The 18,612-nt window shown below is 71.4% G+C and carries 17 protein-coding genes; 8 read left to right on the forward strand and 9 right to left on the reverse strand.

Annotated elements, in window-relative coordinates:
* Window positions 1-31: 31 nt before the first annotated feature.
* Together ABD346_RS14555 and ABD346_RS14560 are read right to left on the reverse strand one after the other, a co-directional pair.
* Window positions 32-1,831, reverse strand: coding sequence for an AMP-dependent synthetase/ligase (locus tag ABD346_RS14555; RefSeq protein ID WP_344375052.1), 1,800 nt, complete (start codon window positions 1,829-1,831; stop codon window positions 32-34).
* 315 nt (window positions 1,832-2,146) lie between these two features.
* Entirely contained in the window at window positions 2,147-3,697 is a 1,551-nt protein-coding gene (locus tag ABD346_RS14560) for an MFS transporter (protein ID WP_344375053.1), read from the reverse strand.
* A 124-nt stretch (window positions 3,698-3,821) separates the two neighbouring features.
* Here ABD346_RS14560 and ABD346_RS14565 point away from each other — a divergent pair, with 124 nt between their 5' ends.
* A complete protein-coding gene (locus ABD346_RS14565) occupies window positions 3,822-4,796 on the forward strand; it encodes an Lrp/AsnC family transcriptional regulator (RefSeq protein ID WP_344375055.1) in 975 nt (324 codons plus the stop codon).
* Window positions 4,797-4,855: 59 nt separating this feature from the next.
* Here ABD346_RS14565 and ABD346_RS14570 read toward each other — a convergent pair whose 3' ends face one another.
* On the reverse strand, window positions 4,856-5,731 hold the full coding sequence (locus ABD346_RS14570; protein WP_344375152.1) for a LysR family transcriptional regulator: 876 nt from the start codon (window positions 5,729-5,731) through the stop codon (window positions 4,856-4,858).
* Window positions 5,732-5,884: 153 nt separating this feature from the next.
* On the opposite strand from ABD346_RS14570, the gene ABD346_RS14575 reads away from it, so the two are divergent.
* Window positions 5,885-6,940: a bile acid:sodium symporter family protein gene (locus ABD346_RS14575; RefSeq protein ID WP_344375056.1), complete on the forward strand. Its 1,056-nt coding sequence runs from the start codon at window positions 5,885-5,887 to the stop codon at window positions 6,938-6,940.
* Window positions 6,941-7,058: 118 nt separating this feature from the next.
* Here ABD346_RS14575 and ABD346_RS14580 read toward each other — a convergent pair whose 3' ends face one another.
* Window positions 7,059-7,907 (reverse strand): helix-turn-helix transcriptional regulator, encoded by an 849-nt coding sequence (locus ABD346_RS14580; RefSeq protein WP_344375058.1) that lies wholly within the window; start codon window positions 7,905-7,907, stop codon window positions 7,059-7,061.
* Between the two features lie 139 nt (window positions 7,908-8,046).
* On the opposite strand from ABD346_RS14580, the gene ABD346_RS14585 reads away from it, so the two are divergent.
* Entirely contained in the window at window positions 8,047-8,313 is a 267-nt protein-coding gene (locus tag ABD346_RS14585; protein ID WP_344375059.1) for an Atu4866 domain-containing protein, read from the forward strand.
* Window positions 8,314-8,434: 121 nt separating this feature from the next.
* On the opposite strand, the gene ABD346_RS14590 is transcribed toward ABD346_RS14585, so the two are convergent.
* Window positions 8,435-9,367, reverse strand: coding sequence for a quinone oxidoreductase family protein (locus ABD346_RS14590; RefSeq protein ID WP_344375060.1), 933 nt, complete (start codon window positions 9,365-9,367; stop codon window positions 8,435-8,437).
* A gap of 94 nt (window positions 9,368-9,461) precedes the next feature.
* On the opposite strand from ABD346_RS14590, the gene ABD346_RS14595 reads away from it, so the two are divergent.
* The 3 genes from ABD346_RS14595 to ABD346_RS14605 all read left to right on the forward strand — a co-directional run bounded on the left by ABD346_RS14595 (window position 9,462) and on the right by ABD346_RS14605 (window position 10,703).
* Window positions 9,462-10,025, forward strand: coding sequence for a MarR family winged helix-turn-helix transcriptional regulator (locus ABD346_RS14595; RefSeq protein WP_381229852.1), 564 nt, complete (start codon window positions 9,462-9,464; stop codon window positions 10,023-10,025).
* 98 nt (window positions 10,026-10,123) lie between these two features.
* Window positions 10,124-10,294, forward strand: coding sequence for a hypothetical protein (locus ABD346_RS14600; RefSeq protein WP_344375061.1), 171 nt, complete (start codon window positions 10,124-10,126; stop codon window positions 10,292-10,294).
* 4 nt (window positions 10,295-10,298) lie between these two features.
* Complete coding sequence (locus ABD346_RS14605; RefSeq protein WP_344375155.1) at window positions 10,299-10,703, forward strand: thioredoxin domain-containing protein; 405 nt, start codon at window positions 10,299-10,301, stop codon at window positions 10,701-10,703.
* 47 nt (window positions 10,704-10,750) lie between these two features.
* Here ABD346_RS14605 and ABD346_RS14610 read toward each other — a convergent pair whose 3' ends face one another.
* The 4 genes from ABD346_RS14610 to ABD346_RS14625 all read right to left on the reverse strand — a co-directional run bounded on the left by ABD346_RS14610 (window position 10,751) and on the right by ABD346_RS14625 (window position 16,378).
* On the reverse strand, window positions 10,751-11,464 hold the full coding sequence (locus tag ABD346_RS14610; protein WP_344375063.1) for a pyridoxamine 5'-phosphate oxidase family protein: 714 nt from the start codon (window positions 11,462-11,464) through the stop codon (window positions 10,751-10,753).
* A gap of 4 nt (window positions 11,465-11,468) precedes the next feature.
* Window positions 11,469-12,770 (reverse strand): globin domain-containing protein, encoded by a 1,302-nt coding sequence (locus tag ABD346_RS14615; protein ID WP_381229847.1) that lies wholly within the window; start codon window positions 12,768-12,770, stop codon window positions 11,469-11,471.
* An 833-nt stretch (window positions 12,771-13,603) separates the two neighbouring features.
* Window positions 13,604-15,223 (reverse strand): purple acid phosphatase family protein, encoded by a 1,620-nt coding sequence (locus ABD346_RS14620; protein WP_344375066.1) that lies wholly within the window; start codon window positions 15,221-15,223, stop codon window positions 13,604-13,606.
* 162 nt (window positions 15,224-15,385) lie between these two features.
* Window positions 15,386-16,378 carry a LysR family transcriptional regulator gene (locus tag ABD346_RS14625; protein WP_344375067.1) on the reverse strand — a complete coding sequence of 331 codons (993 nt, stop codon included), beginning with the start codon at window positions 16,376-16,378 and terminating at the stop codon, window positions 15,386-15,388.
* A gap of 151 nt (window positions 16,379-16,529) precedes the next feature.
* Here ABD346_RS14625 and ABD346_RS14630 point away from each other — a divergent pair, with 151 nt between their 5' ends.
* Window positions 16,530-17,681 carry a CaiB/BaiF CoA transferase family protein gene (locus ABD346_RS14630; protein WP_344375069.1) on the forward strand — a complete coding sequence of 384 codons (1,152 nt, stop codon included), beginning with the start codon at window positions 16,530-16,532 and terminating at the stop codon, window positions 17,679-17,681.
* 134 nt (window positions 17,682-17,815) lie between these two features.
* Window positions 17,816-18,607: an enoyl-CoA hydratase/isomerase family protein gene (locus ABD346_RS14635; RefSeq protein ID WP_344375070.1), complete on the forward strand. Its 792-nt coding sequence runs from the start codon at window positions 17,816-17,818 to the stop codon at window positions 18,605-18,607.
* Window positions 18,608-18,612 lie beyond the last annotated feature (5 nt).

Raw genomic sequence — 18,612 nt, forward strand, 5'->3', positions numbered from 1 at the left:
CGCCCGGCTTCACCCCGGCCGGTGTGCCCCTTCACCGGTACAGCGCGTCCACCTCGACCTCGTACGCGTTCTCGATCGCCCGGCGCTTCAGCTTCAGGGACGGGGTGAGGAGGCCGTGTTCCTCGGTGAACTGGTGGGCCAGTATCCGGAACGTGCGGATCGACTCCGCCTGGGAGACCAGGGTGTTGGCGGCCACCACCGCGCGGCGTACCTCGGTCTCCAGATCCGGGTCGCGTACGAGCTCGGAGGGGGTGAGCGGGGGCTTGCCGCGCATGGCGAGCCAGTGGTCCACGCCCTCCTGGTCGAGGGTGACGAGGGCCGCGATGTAGGGGCGGTCGTTGCCGACCACGATGCACTGGGCGACCAGGGGATGGGCTCGCACCCGTTCCTCCAGGGCGATCGGCGACACACTCTTGCCGCCCGAGGTCACCAGGATCTCCTTCTTGCGCCCGGTGATGGTGAGGTAGCCGTCCTCGTCGAGCGCCCCGATGTCCCCGGTGGCCAGCCAGCCCTCGCGCAGCACGGCCTCGGTGGCCTTCGGCTCGTTGAGGTAGCCGGAGAACACCTGCCCGCCGTGGATCCACACTTCTCCGTCGTCGGCGATGTGCACGGTGGTGCCGGGGATGGGCTGTCCGACCGTGCCGTAACGGGTGCGCTCGGGGGGATTGGCGGTCGCGGCGGCGGTCGACTCGGTCAGGCCGTAGCCCTCATAGATCGTCACGCCCGCGCCCTCGAAGAACAGGCCGAGCCGGCGGCCCATACTGGAGCCGCCCGACATGGCGTGCCGCACCCGCCCGCCCATCGCCTCCCGGACCTTGCCGTACACCGTTTTCTCGAAGAACTGGTGCTGCATCCGCAGCGCCGCCGAGGGGCCGGGCCCGAGGCCGAAGGCCTTCTGCTCCAGGGCCTCCGCATACTTGACCGCGATGTCGACGGACTTGTCGAACGGCCCCGTCTTCCCGTCCGCCTCGGCCCTGCGGCGGGCCGCGTTGAAGACCTTCTCGAAGATGTACGGGACCGCGAGGATGAAGGAGGGCCGGAAGGACTGCAGGTCGGGCAGGAGCGCGGATGCGGAGAGGGCGGGCTGGTGGCCCAGTTTCACCCGGCCCCGGATCGCGGCGACCTCCACCATGCGGCCAAAAACATGGGCCAGCGGCAGGAACAGCAGCGTGGACGCCTCGTCGCCGGGGCGGGAGTGGAACACCGGCTCCCAGCGGGAGATCAGCATGTCCGTCTCGAACATGAAGTTGGCGTGGGTGATCACACACCCTTTGGGGCGTCCTGTGGTGCCCGAGGTATAGATGACGGTCGCCACCGACTCCGGTGTCACGGCCCGGCGATGCCGGTGGACCACCTCGTCGTCGATGGACTCACCGATTCTGAGCAGTTCTTCCAGCGCCCCGGTGTCCAGCTGCCACAGGCGTTTGAGGTGGGGGAGGCGGTCGACGACCGAGCCGATCGTCATCGAGTGGTCCTCGTGCTCCACCACACACGCGGTGACCTCGGAGTCGTGCAGCATCCAGAAGACCTGCTCGGCGGAGGACGTCGGGTAGATCGGCACCGGCTGGGCCCCGATCGTCCACAGGGCGAAGTCGAAGAGCGTCCATTCATAGCGGGTGCGCGCCATGACGGCGACCCGGTCCCCGAACCGCACCCCGTCCGCGATCAACCCCTTGGCCAGCGCGAACACTTGGTCCCGGAACGCGGCGGCGGTCACGTCCTGCCATGTGCCGGAGTCGTCCTTGCGGCAGAGGGCGACGCGGTGGGGGTCGTCCAGGGCATGGTCGAAGACCGCGTCCGCCAGCCCGCCGACCTGAGGCGCCGTCGCCATGGGTGGGACCGTGAACTCGCGCAATGACCTGCCTCCCTCCGGGGTGTGGCCACTCCCGGTGGCGCTCCGCACAGCGCGGTGACCGTACCTCACGGGGAGTTTCGGTGACAGGGGTCTCCTGCAAGTCGAGACGGACGGTGTCTTCACAGGTCAGCGCCCGAAACGGGCCCACATGGGGACCGCTCGGGCGCATTGCTGACTCAAAGGTGGGTTCTGCGGAAGGCAATCTCCACGGAATCTGTACGCTCCGGTCACCCTCGGCCCACGGCTGTGCGGGGTTTGGTCCGGACCACGCTCCGGCGCCGCGTGCCGCGCCTACACGGTTTCTGCCACCGGCATGTGCTCCCGCCCCAGGTCCCGGCTGCCCTCGGCGGGCTGGTCACGCCGAGCGCGTACGAGGGCGAGCACCAGCACGCCGGCCACGATCCCGGCCGCTCCCGCGACCACCGCCACCATGTTCAAGCCGGACGCGAAGGCGGCGCGCACCATGTGGTCGAGCGCTGTGTGGCCGGACCCCATGTGATCGGAGCCCGTGTGGTTGGACGCCATGTGCTCGGATGCCGTGCCGCGCAGTGACCCGGCGCCGCCGCCCGCCACGGTGTGTGCCGCCGCCCCCAGAGTGTCCTGCATCCGGGAGGTCAGCACCGTGCCGAGGACGGCGACGCCCAGCGCGTACCCGAGCTGGCGGAACGTGTTGACCGCGCCGCCCGCCATCCCCGCCCGGGCCGGCGGCACCGCGGCAAGCGCCGCGCCACCGAGCCCCGGCGAGACCAGGCCCGTACCGACACCGACCAGCGCGAGCCCCGGCATCAGCGCGGGCCAGCTTGAACCGGCGTCCAGGACCGCCATGCAGAACCCGCCGATCCCGACGAGCAGCAGCCCGCCGCCGATCACGAACCTGGCCGGCACCACGTGGAGCAGCCGTCCTCCAACTGCCGCCACCACAAAGGAAGTTCCGGCAAGCGGAAGCAGTACCAGGCTGCCGCGGAGCGGGCTCATGCCGAGCACGGTCTGCAACCAGATCGAGAGGTACGGGACGGCCCCGAACGCCGCGATGCTGAAACCGAAGGCCCCCAGCAGCACACCTGCCAGAGCAGGCCTGCGCAGCAGCGCCATGTCGAGCAGGGGGTGTGCGGCCCTTCGCTCCATCACCGCGAACACGAGCAGAGAGAGCACGGCGAGGCCATAGGCACCCAGCGTGGACGCCGACGTCCAGCCCACATCGCCCGCCCGCACCGTCGCATACGTCGCCGCACCCGCGAAGCAGGCGAACGCCGCCGTGCCCGCCCAGTCGACCCGCCGGCCCGGCGCCCCCTTCGACTCCGGTACGACGCGCAGGGTGAGCCACACCGACGCCACACTCACCGGCAGGTTGACGAAGAAGATCCACCGCCAGCCGGGCTCCTCGGTGAGCAGCCCGCCGATGACCGGGCCGACCGCCGCGGCGCCGCCACTGACCGCACCCCACATACCCAGCGCCACAGAGCGCTGCTTGCCCTGGTACACAGTGCCGAGCAACGGCAGTGTGGTGGCGAACATGGCGGCGGCACCCATACCCTGCACCGCTCGGGCCGCCACCAGGAGCCCGGCGTTCGAGGCGAGCCCACAGCCCAGCGAGGCGAGCGCGAACACCACCGTCCCCGCCACATGGACCCGTCGCCGGCCCAGCACATCGGCCGCGGCGCCCGCGCCCAGCAGCAGCGCGGCCAGTGCTAGCGCGTACACATCGATCACCCACTGCAGATCACTGAGCGAGGCGTGCAGCGCCCGCGCCATGTCCGGCAGCGCCACCACCACGATCGAGACGTCCAGCAACAACATGAACGTCCCCAGGCACACCGCTGTCAGCGGCCCCCATATACGCATGTCCTCAACTCCCCGAGATCTTCCGGTCGGTGCGTGTACCTCCGTACGATCGGTGATCACCGGACGATCAGGACGCTCGGCGGCACGAGTCCGCCGGAATTCGACAGGAGAGCGGCTTCAGCGCATGGAATCCCACAGTCTCGACGAGCTCGACCGACAGCTCCTCCATGCGCTGGAGCGCGACGGGCGAGCCGCGTTCAGCCGGATCGCCGCCGTACTCGGCGTCTCCGACCAGACGATCGCCCGCCGCTACCGCAGGCTGTGCGCCGATGTCGGCCTGAAGGTCGTCGCGGTCCGCGACAGCCAGCGGTTCGGCCAGGATCAGTGGATGCTGCGGCTTCGCTGCACCCCGGACAGCGCGGAGGCCATCGCGACCGCGCTGGCCCGCCGGCCCGACACCGCATGGATCGCGCTGGCCGCGGGCGGCACCGAGGTGATCTGCATGACCCGGCCGCGCAGCGACGGCGAACGCGACGAGCTGATGCTGGGCAAGCTGCCGCGCACCCAGCGCATCGTCGAGATCCGCGCCTACCAGATGCTGCACACGTTCTTCGGGGGCCGCCGCGGCTGGCTCATGAAGTCCGGCGCGCTCAGCGAGGCGCAGGCCGCCGAGCTCAGCCCGGACCTGCCGCGGCCCGATGTCCCGGTCCGCATCGCACCGGAGGACGAGCCCCTCGTCCGGGCCCTGGAACGGGACGGCCGTGCCACCTGTCCCGAGCTCCAACTCGCCACAGGGCGCTCGGAGTCGGCGGTCAAACGCAGGCTCGCCGCGCTGCTCGCCTCGCGCGCCCTGTACATCGACGTCGAGTACCGGCCGGAACTCATCGGCTTCCCGGTCGGCACCACGCTGTGGATCACGGCCGCGCCCGCCGCGCTGCACAGCGTCGGCGAAGCCATCGCCCGCCATCCCGAGGCCGCGTTCGTCTCCGCCTCCGCCGGCCCTTCCAACCTGGTCGCGACGGTCCTGACCCGCAGCACGGCCGAGCTCTACGCCTACCTCAGCGGCCCGCTCGGCACCCTCGACGGCATCCAGCACATCGAGACGACGACGAAGCTGCGCCGCATCAAACAGCTCAGCGTTCCGGCGCCGACCCGCTAGCGCGCAGAGCCCGTGTGCGGACACCGCCCGGACCGCGGACGGCATGCGCACACAGGCGCTCAGCCCGTCCGGCGCCCCGCGTGCAGCCGGTCGCCGCCCGCCAGGATCGCCGAGGCCAGCGCGCCTGCCGCCTCCTGTGCGGCCGAGCCCCGCCGGTTGTGCAGCAGCACGAAGTCCACCCCGCCGAGCTCCGGAAGGCCCGCGCGGGCCGGGAGCGGGTCGAGGCCGGGCGGGATCAGGCCGCGGGTGTGGGCCATCACGCCGAGGCCTGCCCGGGCCGCCGCGATCAGGCCGCTGAGGCTGCCGCTCGTACAGGCGATGCGCCAGGAACGCCCGTGTTCCTCCAGGACTTCGAGCGCCCGCGCCCGGGTGATGCCGGGCGGTGGGAAAAGGATCAGCGGGATGGGCCGCTCGGTGTCGAGTCGCAGGCCGGGAGCCCCGATCCAGCACAGCTCGTCCGTCCACACCAGCTCGCCGTGGTTGTCGCCGGGCCGACGCTTGGCGAGCACCAGGTCGAGGCGGCCCGCTTCGAGCCGCCGGTGCAGGGTGCCGGACAGCTCGACGGTCAGCTCCAGGTCGACCTCGGGGTGGTCGCGGCGGAACGACTGGAGGATCTCCGGGAGCCTCGTCAGGACGAAGTCCTCGGAGGCGCCGAATCGCAGCCGGCCCCGCAGCCGCGTTCCGGTGAAGTAGTTGGCGGCCCGCTCGTGCGCGGCCAGGATCGTCCCCGCGAAGCCGAGCATCGCCTCGCCGTCCTCCGTCAGTCGCACGCTGTGCGTGTCCCGGCTGAACAGCTGCCGTCCGGCCGCCTCCTCCAGGCGGCGGACGTGCTGGCTCACCGTCGACTGCCGCAGCCCGAGCCTCCGCGCGGCCTGCGTGAAGTTCAGGGTCTGGGCGACGGCGAGAAAAGTCCGGAGCTGGTTCGCGTCGTACATGCCGCCCACGGTAGCGCTGCTCATCGCGGAACGTGATGACAGTGAGAGTGGTGTACGGGATTCCCGATCGGGCGGAAGAGGAGGACCATCGAGAGGGCACGATCCGGGCCCGCACGCCATCGGACACACATAAACGCACCGTAAGTGGAGCACATGAGCCGCCGCACCCCGAAGCTGCCGTCCTGGCTGCCGGTCGACCCGTACATACTGGCGCTGCTCGGGACGGTGGGAATCGCGGCCCTGCTCCCGGCCTCCGGGCCGGCCGCCCACGTCGCGAGCGGCGCCTCGACCGGAGCCGTCGCGCTCCTCTTCTTCCTGTACGGGGCCCGCCTCTCGACCCGCGAGGCGATGGACGGACTGCGCCACTGGCGGCTCCACCTCACCGTCCTGGCCTGCACGTTCGTGGCGTTCCCGCTGCTCGGTCTGGCGGCGAAGGGGCTCGTCCCGTTCGTCCTGACGCCGGACCTCTACAACGGCCTGCTCTTCCTCTGCCTCGTGCCCTCCACGATTCAGTCGTCGATCGCGTTCACCTCGATCGCCCGCGGCAACGTACCCGCCGCGATCTGCGCGGGCTCCTTCTCCAGCATCGCCGGAATCCTGTTCACCCCGCTGCTCGCGGCCGGCCTGCTGGGCAACAGCGGAGGCGGCTTCTCCGCGGACTCGCTCCTGAAGATCGTCCTGCAACTCCTGGTGCCGTTCCTGGCCGGCCAGTTCCTGCGGCGCTGGGTCGGCGGGTTCCTCGTCCGGAACAAGAAGGTGCTCTCGTACGTCGACCGGGGCTCGATCCTGCTGGTCGTCTACAGCGCGTTCAGCGAGGGCATGGTCCGCGGCATCTGGCACCAGGTCAGCGCGGCCAGGCTCGGCGCGCTGCTCGCCGTCGAGGCCGTGCTGCTTGCCGCGATGCTCGCGCTGACCTGGTACGGGGCGAAGCGGCTCGGCTTCGGCCGGGGCGACCGGATCGCGATCCAGTTCGCCGGCTCGAAGAAGAGCCTGGCGGCCGGCCTCCCCATGGCAAGCGTCCTGTTCGGCCCCCAGGCCTCACTGGCGGTGCTGCCCCTGATGCTGTTCCACCAGATGCAGCTGATGGTCTGCGCGGTGATCGCCAAGCGCCGAGCCCGGGACGGGGCGCCCGGGCACCAGCGGGATGATCAAGAAACCTCGGTGGCGGAACTGGCCCAGGCCTCGCCACGAGTCAGCCGCCCCACCTGATCCTCGCCGGTCTCGGCGGGGGCGAGGGGTTCGTTGGCCCGGCGGAGATACTCGCTGAAGCCGAGACGGGCCGGGACGGCGCGGCCGGCGAGGGTGGATCGCGAGGCGGGGAGGCCGGTCAGTGGTGGGGCCCCGGGGCGGGGCGGTGTCGGGTGGCGTGGACGGAACCGAGCAGCTTCAAGGACTGGGCGCTGGGACTGCCCGGTTCGGCGTGGTAGATGACGAGTTGCTGGCCGGGTGCTTCGCGTACGTCGAAGGCCTGGTAGGTGAGAGCGAGGGGGCCGACGTCCGGGTGGAGGAGGTGTTTGGCGTCCTGGGTCTTGCCGCCCACGGTGTGGGCGTTCCAGAGGCGGGTGAACTCCGCGCTGTGCTCGGTCAGGGTGCGGACGAGTTCGCGCAGCCGTGGGTGGTCCGGGTCAAATCCGGCTGCCTCGCGAAGGTTGGCGACGGTGGCCCGCGCCGCCCGGTCCCAGCCCGGGTAGAAGGTGCGGCCCGCGGGGTCGAGGAACGTCATGCGGGCCAAGTTGTCCGCCGGCTCGAACGGGGCGTAGAGGGCATCGGCCAGGGCGTTCACGGCGAGGAGGTCCAGGGTCCGGCTCATGACGAACGCCGGAGTGTCCGGGTAACCGTCCATCAGCCGGCGCAGCGCCGGGCCGACCCGTTCGGCGGTGTGGACGGAGAGCCGGTCGTTCGGGGTGGCTCCGGCCAGCCGGAACACGTGCGCGCGGGCGTCCGCGTCGAGGCGCAGCGCACGGCTGAGCGCGTCGACCACCTGGGGTGAGGGATTGCGCTCACGGCCCTGTTCCAGGCGGGTGTAGTAGTCGGCGTTCACTCCGGCCAGGACCGCCACCTCCTCGCGGCGCAGCCCGGCGACTCTCCGGGTCCCATAGCTCGCCATGCCGATGTCCTCCGGCCGCAGGCCCGCGCGGCGTGCGCGCAGGAAGTCCCCCAGGTGGTTGTCGTCCATGCGGTCAGGCTAGGCGGCCGGCCCGGTGTGCTGCCCGGGTGTGCCGCACCCAGGCAGCACGCGTCCTGGTCGATGACCGCTGACCTGCCCAGACTCGGTGGAGCGGGAAGCACCGCACCTGCGAGGAGAGGAGTCCGCCATGGCCGGGACCGTTGAGGGCGACCACATCGACGTGGTCGGGATGTGGGTGACCGCGGACGGCCACATCCGCCAGGAGCTGCTGCCGGACGGCCGCTACGACGAAGCCCGCGGCGGGCGGCGCAGCGCGTACACCGGCCGGTACACGGTGACCGGCAGCCACCTGGACTACGTCGACGACACCGGGTTCACCGCCACGGGCGACATCCGGGACGGAGTGCTCCATCACGAGCACCTCGTGCTCCGCCGGGAGCAGGAGTCGTCGTAGTCCCGTCGGCCAGTCCCCTTGGACGGCAGGGGGCCAGGGCGACCGGCAGCGGGTGGCTGAGCTGCCGCAGTGATGTGACAGGTAGTCAGGTGACGGGGGTGGCCCGGCAACCCCTTCGCCGTCACGCCCGCCCCGTAACCAGCACCACCTTCCCGAGGTTGCGGCGGGACTCGATCAGCTCGTGGGCCCGGGCCGCGTCGGCGAGCGGCAGCTCGGCCGCGACGGAGGTTCGCAGCTTCCCCGCGGCGTGCAGCTCCCACAGTTCGCCGAGCCAACGGGCGTACAGCGCGGGCTTGGTGCGGGCGATGACGGCCATCTGGAAGCCGATGACGGACTTGCCGCCCACGAGCAGGTCGTACGCCTCGATGGTGCCGCCGCCCGAGCTGAACGCGACGAGGCGCCCGCCCGGTGAAAGCGCTCTCACGGCCGGGGTGAGGAGCTGGCCGCCGACCGCGTCGATCACGACGTCGACCGGCTCGCCCCAGGACGCGTCCCCGTACAGGACGACCTCGTCGGCCCCCAACTCCCGTACGAAAGCCGCCTTTTCGGCGGATCCGACCGCGGCCACGACCCGTGTCGCGCCGCCCGCCTTCGCGAGCTGCAGGGCCATCGCGCCGATCGCACTCGCGGCGGCCGTGACCAGAACGGACTCGCCGGGCTCGGGGCGTGCGGATTCGTAGGCGCCGCGTGCCACCAGGCCGCTGCGGACCAGGGCGATGGCGTCCACGGCGGTGGCATGGGCGGGGATGTGCGAGGTCATCGCCGGGTGGAGGACGGCCTGTTCGGCATAGCCGTAGGAGAAGCAGAGCCCGGTCACCCGGTCGCCGACGGCGAACCCGGTGGCGCCCTCGCCGAGCGCGGCCACCGTGCCGGCGACCTCGCCGCCCAGTGGAATCGGCTCGCTGCCCTCGCGGACCTTGCGTACGGACGGCAGGGTCACGCCGATCGCCTCGACGTCGATCAACAGCTCGCCCGGCCCGGGCACGGGTGCTGCGACGTCCTCGACGAACAGGACTTCGGGACCGCCGTTGACTTCGTATCGGACGCGACGCATGGCACCCTCCGGGTGGGGAATTCGTTGGGAGTCCCAACGATAGACATCATTTGGATCGTTGGGAAGTCCAATGTTTTGGGGTTAGGCTGTGCACATGGCTCGCACGACTGGTGGGACTCGGACGGCCGAGAGCGCGCTCGGCCCGGTACCGGCAAGTGGCGTCTGTGCCGACGGCGGCGGGCTTGACGCGGCGCTTTCCGGGCCCTCCGCCGACGGGCCCGAGGCGCCGGCCCTCCCTCCGCTCCAGCACATCCAGTCGCTGCCGAGCTGGCTGATCGGCCGGGTCGCGGCGCGCGGTCGGGGCCTGGTCGCCGAGGCGCTGGCGGAGCAGGGCGTGAAGATGATGCATCACGCGGTGCTGGCCGCGGTGTCCGAACTCGGCCCGATCGCGCAGGCCGACCTCGGCCGCAGGCTGGCCATCGACCCCAAGGACCTGGTCGGCATCCTCAATGACCTCCAGGCCGACGGCCTCACCGTCCGCGAGCCCGACCCCAGGGACCGTCGCAAGAACGCGGTCACCGTCACCCCGGCCGGCCAGGACCTCGTCGAACGCTGCGCGGCCGCGGCCGAAACAGCCAACGCCCAGCTTCTCGCACCGCTCGCCCCCGCCGAAGCGCGCCGCCTCATGGCCCTCCTGGCGCGCTTGCACGAGGCGTGACGAACCCGCTCCCGACCCGCCCCTGCGTGCGGCCCACTCGTGGCCCGAAGAGCTCCCCGGCGTACTGTCGAGATCATCGGGGCCGGTACGGTGCCGCCATGACCGCATTCGAAGGCGAGCCCGCCACTCCCGATCCCGCGCGCACGGCGCTCGTCCTCGCCGATCCGATCGGCCGTATCGCGGCGCTGCCGCTCGCCCCGCGCTCCGGACGTCAAGTGATCGACGTGGCAAGGAAGTCGGCGGACACCTTCCGTGCGGTGGGTGGCTGATCGCATGCCCAAGTTCTCGATAGCCGCGGCCGGTTCACGCCCCTGCACCCTCGTCGTGTGCCGGGGCTGCTGCTGTGGCGACGCCGCCAAGAACCCCGGCACCGACCACGCCGGTCAGCTCGCCCGGCTCCGGGCGGCGGCCGCCGCCTCGGACGGCCGCATCGCGGTGCGCACCACCGACTGCCTGGGCCCCTGCGGCCAGGCCAACGTGATGGTGGTCCAGCCCTCGGCCAAGGCGCGCGGGCGCGGCGCCCGCGCGACCTGGCTCGGCTGGATCCTCGACGACGACGCCACCGATGACATCCTCACCTGGGCGGAACAAGGCGGCCCAGGCATCGCCGAACCCCCGGCCACCCTCGCCCTCCAGATGATCCCGCCCCCGTCCGAGGCCCGGAAGCGCGCCCGCTGAGACCTGGCGGAACCGCCCTGCTCCCGACGGCCGCCCATGAGCCCGAGTCAGTACGCCTCGGAGCCGGAGGTGGTGGTGGAAGGGATGCCGTCATGCCGGGCATGGCCGGACGACGCCGCCTGCTCCGCCGCGCCGAAGAAGTCTCCGCCCTTGCGGCGGTAGTCGTCCGTGCCCCAGTCGCGGGCCGCACGTTGCTGCGGGGGGACCTTCTGCAGGTGCGGGATGTGCTTGGCGCAGTGGATGTACGCCTCCTGGACGGTTACCTCCACCCAGAGGCGGGCGCGGCGGCCGGGGGCCGGGTCCGGGGGGATGTCGGGGTGGTGGGCGCGGACCTCCTCGTCCAGGAGGATGCGGGCCCGGCCGTTGACATGCAGGCCGATGCGGTCCCGGGTGAAGTCGACCATCAGGATGCCCACCTGGGGGTTCTCCGCGATGTTGCCCATCGAGGCCATGACGCCGTTGCCCCGGTATTCCGGGTACATCAGGGTGCGCTCGTCCAGGACCCGGACGAAGCCGGGCGGGCCGGCCCGGAAGGTGGAGTCGCACTCGCCCCGGCGGTCGGCGCTGGCCAGGAAGAACATCTCCTGGCGTGCCACGAACTCCCGCATGTGCTGGTTGAGTTGGTCGAGGACCTGCTCGTCGTAGAAGCGGTCGGCCCGCTCCGTGGTACCCAGGTGGCGCTGCATCAGGTGCTCGCCGTCGCTCCCCGGCCGTACACCTGCCCGCTCCGCAGCCCTGCCGTGCTCGATCTCTGTCGCCAAGTCCTCAGTCTCCCGCCATGACCAGCTCTTCGATGAAGTCGTGCCGTATGCGGCTCGACGGCATGCCGGCTCCCACCAGCGCGTCCACCCCGCTGCGCACCATGGCCGCCGGCCCCGACAGGTACGCGTCGTACGCCCGCCATGGGCCGTACTGCCGTACGGCGTCCGGCAGTTGACCGCTGATGCTGTTCACCTGGCCGCCCGCCGGGCCGGTCGCGACGACCGGGCGTACGGACAGCCACGGGTGCTTGCGCGCCAGCGTCAGCAGCGGGTCGATGTCGTACAGGTCGCTGCCGCTGCGCGCACCGTAGAAGACGTCCACCAGGCGACGGCGGCCGTGTTCGGCGACGTCCTCGACCAGCGCCCTGATCGGGGCGATGCCGGTGCCGCCGCCCAGGCACAGCAGGCCGTTGTCCGTGGTGTGGTCCACGGTCATGGAACCGGCTGGGGGACCGAGGCGGATGACATCGCCGGGCCGGGCGCGGTGCACGAGGGCTCCGGACACCCAGCCGGCCGGAACTGCCTTGACATGGAAGGAGAGCAGACCGTCGGAGCGAGGGGCCGACGCGAAGGAATAATGCCGCCACACCCGCGGCCACCAGGGTGTCTCCAGGGTCGTGTACTGACCGGCGAGGAAGGGGTAGGGCTGGTCGGGGCGTACGGTCACGACCGCGATGTCGGGGGTCCGCAGCTCGTGGGAGACGACCTCGGCGTGCCACCAGGCGGGCGAGACGGCCTCGTCCACGGCGGCCGCGTCGATCATGATCTGCGAGATGGCGGTGTAGGCCTGGACCCAGGCCGCTTCGGTGTCCGGGTTCCAGGTGTCGGGCGCGTACCGGGCCAGCGCGCCGAGGAGGCACTCTCCGACGGCCGGGTAGTGCTCGGGCCGGGTCCCGTACTTGCGGTGGCCGCGGCCGAGGTGGGACAGGTAGTCGCCGAGGGTGTCGGCGTCGTCCACGTGCTCGGCGGCCGTCAGCAGGGCCTTGAAGAGGCGGTCGCGCTGGGTGTCCATCGCGGCGGGGAAGAGGGCGCGCAGATCGGGGTGCCGGACGAAGAGCAGCGCGTAGAAGTAGGACGTGACCTTGTCGGCCACGGGATCGATCTCCGCCATGGTGCGCCGGATGAGGACGGCGGTGGGGGAGGCGGCCTTCGGTGCGGCTCCGCCTTCCGGGTCGGCTTGCGTGCCGCCACGGGGGTCGGGGTCCGGCGCGTCCGCGATGTCCGGTGGAGGCGTGCGGTGAACCGGTGTGTCGTGAGCCGCCGCCGCGGGCCAGGTGCCGGAAGCGAGGTCTTGGCTCGCCTCCACGGGGCCGGCCTCGGCGTGCGACCGCCCCTCTTCGCCGGTGATGTCCGCGTCCTGTGCGGGGTGGTGGGTCCTCTCGTAGCCCGGGTTGTCTTCGGGGCGGGAGAGGGGAGTCGGCGCGGCGGGTGGTCCGGGCGGCGCCGGTCTGCGTATTCGCTCCTCGGCGTTGCCGACCGGGTGAATGGGATTCGGAGTCCTGCGGGGCAGGCCGTTCTCCGTATCGACATGAACGGAACTTCCCGCATCACCATCGCGTTCATCCCGCCGCAACCTGCTGGGACTGGCAGAGGATTTGTTCGGCGGAGTGAACCAACCCCGCTCGCCATTGCTGCCGTCGGAAGAGCCGCTGTCGCCCGTCGTCGTGGGAGCGTCCATGATCTGCCTCGCCTCGCACGTCTTTCGGTCGTCTTCGCATTCCGTGATGCGGAAGGAATTCGGGATTGCCTCGAGCCGCCTTCGAATTCCGGAACAGCCGTCGCTGCGCCGGCGGTGTCAGCCGCATCCCCCATGGGGACAGACGTTGCGTTCGTCTGTGTTCGGCGCCCGGTTCTTTCCGATCCACCTTTCCTTCCGGACTGCGGAGTTGGTCATTCCTCTGAGTCGGACTAGACCATACCGGCAGCGGTTGAAACCGCAACCCCTGGTCTTTGGACACTCCAGGCAGGCCTGCCGAAATCGAACCGGGTCGCACATGTCCCATATTCGGCCCCATGGTGGGAGGGAAATGCAAAATCGGCCCGTGGGCAAATCGCTGGGACCTGGGGCGATTCGCCCACTCGTCTGGGGAACTTCCCACAGCGCTGGAGTCCGCCCGACTCGGCCGAGCCCTCGCTCCCTCAGTGCCGTACGTCCCCGCGGGGCCGTTCCAGGGTGAAGGTGTCCACGGGGGTCAGGTCTCCGTAGGGCCCGTCGAAGGTGTAGTACGTGACCCGCATACGGGTGCGGCCGGTGCGGGTGTCGCCCGGGTCGACATCGAAGGCGGCGAAGCCGTGGGTGTGGACGCGGTCCTGGACGGCGCGCCAGGGTGCGTCCTCGGTGACGAAGACCGCCTTGCGGTGGCGGCCCTCGGTCTCCTTGCCGAGATCGACGACGACGCGCCCCTTGGGCTCCTCGAACAGGGCGTCCTGGGTGGTCGCGAAGTTGCCGCCGTTCCCGATGATCATGTGGACGGTGCCCTTGCCGGTGTCCGCGACATCGGTGCGCGTGGAGACCGGGACCGGGGTGCGGGCCTCGTTCGGCAGGGTGCCGCGGACCGGCAGCGAGCGCTCGTAGTAGTGCTCGTGGCCGCTGAGTACCAGGTCGACCCCGTACGTGTCGAAGAGCGGGCCCCACGCCTCCCTGATCCCGAGGTCGCTGCCGCTTCCGCTGCGGCTGCTGGAGATCATCGGGTGGTGCATGAAGACGACGATCCAGTCGATGCCGCCGTCCGCACGCGCCGCCTTCAACTCCCGTTCCAGCCAACGGCGTTGGGCCCCGCCCGAATAGCCCCGCACATACGTGTCGCCGGTGTCCTGGATCGCCACGTCGTCGTTGGCCAGGCTGATGAACCGGACCCCGCCGACCGTGAAGCCGTACCACAGGCCCCGGGTCTCCGGGTCGGCGGAGGCCGTCGGTCCGGGCAGGGTGAAGTAGGTCTGGTAGCCGGTCACGCCCAGGGGGCCGTTGCCCTGTTCGTTCTCCCCGTTGCCGACGCAGGGCATCCACGGACGCAGCCGTGTCGAGCGGCTGTTGCCGATGAACCAGTCCGCCCACGTCGCGACGCGGTTCTGGCCGAAGACACCGGCCGCGGAGGCGTAGCACAGGTCGCCGTTGACGAGGTTGAACAGCGGCCCGACCCGTTCCACCGCGGCCACGATGTCGGCGGAGGCCGCCGTGCCGGCCTGGCTGCTGGTGTAGAGCGGGAAGCGGCCCGAGGGTGAAGGGGCGCCGCCCGTCGGCCAGTTGACGGCCCGGCGGAGATTGGGCGCGCCCTGGTCGCCGAAGCTCGTGAAGGTGAACGCGGTGCGCCCGCGCGGCGCCGTCGTGAACGAGCCGGTCTCCGGTGCGGCGCCGTCGTGCCCGGCCGAGTACAGGTAGGTGGTGTCCGGCCGCAGCCGGGTGAGGCGGGCGTGGTGGACGTACACCTCTTCGTGGGAGAGCCCGTCGCGGTAGGTGCGGGTCTCGGCGTCGACCACCCGGCCGGTGCCGCCGTCCGGGGAGCCGAGGCGCACCTGCGGTCGGCGCACGGACTGGGGGCTGATCCAGGAGACGGTCATCTCGGTGGCGGGGTCCGCGCCGAACTGGAGGTGCAGCCCCGCCACGCCGGGCGCGCCGATACGGCCCGGAGTGCGCTGCAGCAAGGGGAGCGGTGCGGGCTGCGACGGGCCCGCGGCCTCGGCGCGTCCCGCGGCGCCGAGGGCGGTGGCGGCCGCGGCCGCGGTCGAACCCGTCAGTACTGATCTGCGCGCGATCGGCATGGAACACCCTTTGGACGGAGGAAAGTTGACCAACCGCACCCTACGGCCGTCGTTCCTCTCGTGGGGCAGGGCTTGGGGCCGGTGTTCCTTCCGTGCGGCAGGGCTTGGGGCCGGTTGTGGGGTGTGGCGGTCAGTGGTCCGGTTCGCCGGTGGAACGCGCCACTACGCCGGCAGCTCGCCTGACGGGAGTGGGCCCGGCGTGTTCGCCGCCCGGCGCGGAGAGCGCGCTTTCGGGGCGGACTTCGGGCTTTCGTCGTGCGGCCGTCCGGCGGTCCCGAGCAGCCTCAGGACCTGCTGGACGGCGGCGTCGGGGCCGTCCGGGCGGTGGACGGCCGCGACCGTGGTCTCCAGATGGGGAGAGTCGCCGCGCAAGGGGCGGTAGGTCACTCCGGGAATCCCCAGCGAGAGCACCTGCTCGGGGGCGAGCGCCAGACACAGGCCGGCCGAGACATGGCTGAGCAATCCGGGCAAGTCGTCCGCCTCGCCCAGCGATTGGGGGAGGAAGCCGGCCTGCGCGCAGGCGAGCGTGACCTGCTGGGCGAGCCCCGGCAGGGCGCTGGACTTGGGCAGCGCGAACTTCTGCCCGGCGAGCTCGCGCAGGTCGAGGGAGTGTTCGGCGGCGAGCGGGTGGTGCTCGGGGAGGGCCACGACCAGCCGCTCCACGGCGATCTGCCGGACGGCCAGGCGTTCCGCGCCGAGGGCCGGGATGCGGATCAGCGCGAGATCGAGCGTCCCCGCGTGGAGCATGCCGGCCAGTTCCGCGGACGGGCGCTGGCTCAGGTGCAGCCGCAGGCCGGGCAGTTCGGCATGGATGCGGCGCAGCAGGCGCGGCAGGAAGTCGTAGCTGAGGCTGCTGATGAAGCCGAGCCGGAACTCCCCCTCGTGGCCGCTCGCGACCCGCCGGGCCCGGTCGACGGCGGCGGCCTGCGCTTCGAGCAGCCTTCGGGCGTCCTCGGCGAACGCGCGGCCGGCCGGGGTGAGCTGTGCGCCCCGCGGATTCCGCTCGAAGAGGGCGACCTTGAGGCCGCGCTCCAGTCGCTGGATCGCCTGGCTGAGCGGCGGCTGGCTCATGGCGAGTCGCTCGGCGGCGCGGCCGAAGTGCTGTTCTTCGGCCAGCACGACGAACTGCTGGAGTATGCGCTGCGTCAGTTCCATATGGCACAGCATATGAGAGATGGCAGAAGGAAGTATTGGACGATATGGAGCGCCGGGGATTTGACTGGGCGTCAAAGGACCGGTGCGCAAAGCCGGTCTCCGTGGAGATCGGAGACGTGACATGTCATCAGAACCAGAAGTCCCCTGTGGAATGGGGCCGTTGCACGGCCTGCGCGTGATCGAGCTGGCCGGCGTGATCATGGGTCCCTATGCGGCGCAGCAGCTCGGGGACCTCGGGGCGGACGTCATCAAGGTCGAACCGCCAACCGGCGACATCACCCGCCACTACCCGCCGACCCGCAGCCCCGGAATGGGCGCGGCGACGCTCAACCTCAACCGCAACAAGCGCAGCGTGGCGATCGACCTCAAGGCACCGGGCGGCCGCGACGCGCTGCTCGCCCTGACCGCGACCGCGGACGTGTTCATCACCAACGTCCGCCCGCAGGCCCTCGAACGACTCGGCCTGGGCTACGAGGAAGTGGCGGCCGGCAACTCCGGCCTGGTGTATGTCAACGCCCAGGGTTTCCGCAGCGACTCCGAGCTCGGCGGGCGGGCGGCCTACGACGACATCGTGCAGGCGGCCTCCGGCCTGGTGTGGCTGAACGAACAGGTCAGTGGCATCCCGTACTTCGTCCCCACCGTGATCGCCGACAAGATCTGCGGCCTGGTGATCGTGCAGTCGGTGCTCGCCGCGCTGCGCCATCGCGACCGCACCGGTCAGGGGCAGCACGTCGAGGTCCCGATGGCCGACACCATGCTGGCCTTCAATCTGGTCGAGCACCTGGCGGCGGCCACCCTCGACCCGCCCGAAGGCCCGATCGGCTACGCGCGGGCGCTGAGTTCGCAGCGCCGAGCCTCACGCACGGCGGACGGCTGGATGTGCATCCTGCCCTACAGCGACCGCAACTGGTACGACTTCTTCGCCCACGTAGGCCGCCCGGAGCTGGCCGGCGATCCGCGCTTCGCCTCACTCGGCGCGCGCGCCAGTTACGCCGACGAACTCTACGCACTGGCAGGCGAGTTCACCGCCCGGCACACCAACGCCGAATGGCAGGCGTTCTGCGACGCGAACAGCATTCCCGCGGCCCCCGTGCTGAGCCTGGCCGAGGCCGTCGCCGGCGACTACGCCACCGAAGGCGGCCTGCTGCGGACTGCCGTGCATCCCACCGAGGGCGGCTACCGCCTCATCGGCCAGCCCGTCCGCTTCTCGGCGACCCCGGCCGGACTGCACCGGCACTGCCCACACATCGGTGAGCACACGGAGGAGGTGTTCGCCGAAATCGGCCACCGCCCGTCCGCCTGACCGCGCGGCAACCGAAACACCCGCCCCTCCGCCTGAGCCGCGACAACCGAAACCACCGCCCGTCCGCCTGACCAAAGACAACCGAAACCACCGCCCGTCGCCCTAGCCCGCAGCGGCCGAAACCGAGGACACACATGAGCGAGCAGGATCCCCTGCGCATCGAGCACCGGCCCAACGGTGTCACCGTGCTCACCTTCGACAACCCCGACCGGCGCAACCCCATGACCCGGCGGCTGACCGAACAGTGGCGGCGCGCCGTGCGGTCCCTGCGCGAGGCCCCCGACCTGCGGGCCGTCGTCGTCACCGGCACCGGCCCCGCCTTCTGCTCGGGAGCCGACCTCAACGAGCTTGCCGACCGGCACGGCCAGGATCTCCCCGGCACCCGGGCCCAGCTGTCGGCCTTCTACCGGACCTGGCTGAGCATCCACGACCTGGCCGTCCCCACCGTGGCGGCCGTGAACGGCCACGCGGTGGGCGCCGGACTTGCCCTCGCCCTGGCCTGCGACCTGCGCTACGCCGCCGAGGAGGCAAAGCTCGGCGCGCCGTTCGTCCAGCTCGGTCTGCACCCGGGCATGGCCACCACCGCACTGCTCAGCGAGGCTGTCGGACTGCCGTGCGCACGCGAACTGCTGCTGACCGGACGGCTGGTGAGCGGCGCGCAAGCAGCCTCCATGGGCATGGTGCACGAGGCCCTGCCCGCCGGCCAGGTGCTCCCGGCCGCGCTCGACGTGGCCGACCGGATGGCCGCCGCCGCCCCGCTCGCGGTCCGGTTGACCAAGAGCGGCCTGTCCCAGGGGCAGCTCACCGTCGAGCAGGCGCTGAGCTGGGAGGCGCTCGCCCAGCCGGTGACGACCACCACCGACGACTTCCGCGAAGGCGTCCAGGCCCGCCGGGAGCGCCGCCCCCCGCGCTTCACGGGTGCCTGACCGCC

Source organism: Streptomyces mauvecolor (assembly GCF_039532965.1).
GTDB lineage: Bacteria > Actinomycetota > Actinomycetes > Streptomycetales > Streptomycetaceae > Streptomyces > Streptomyces violascens.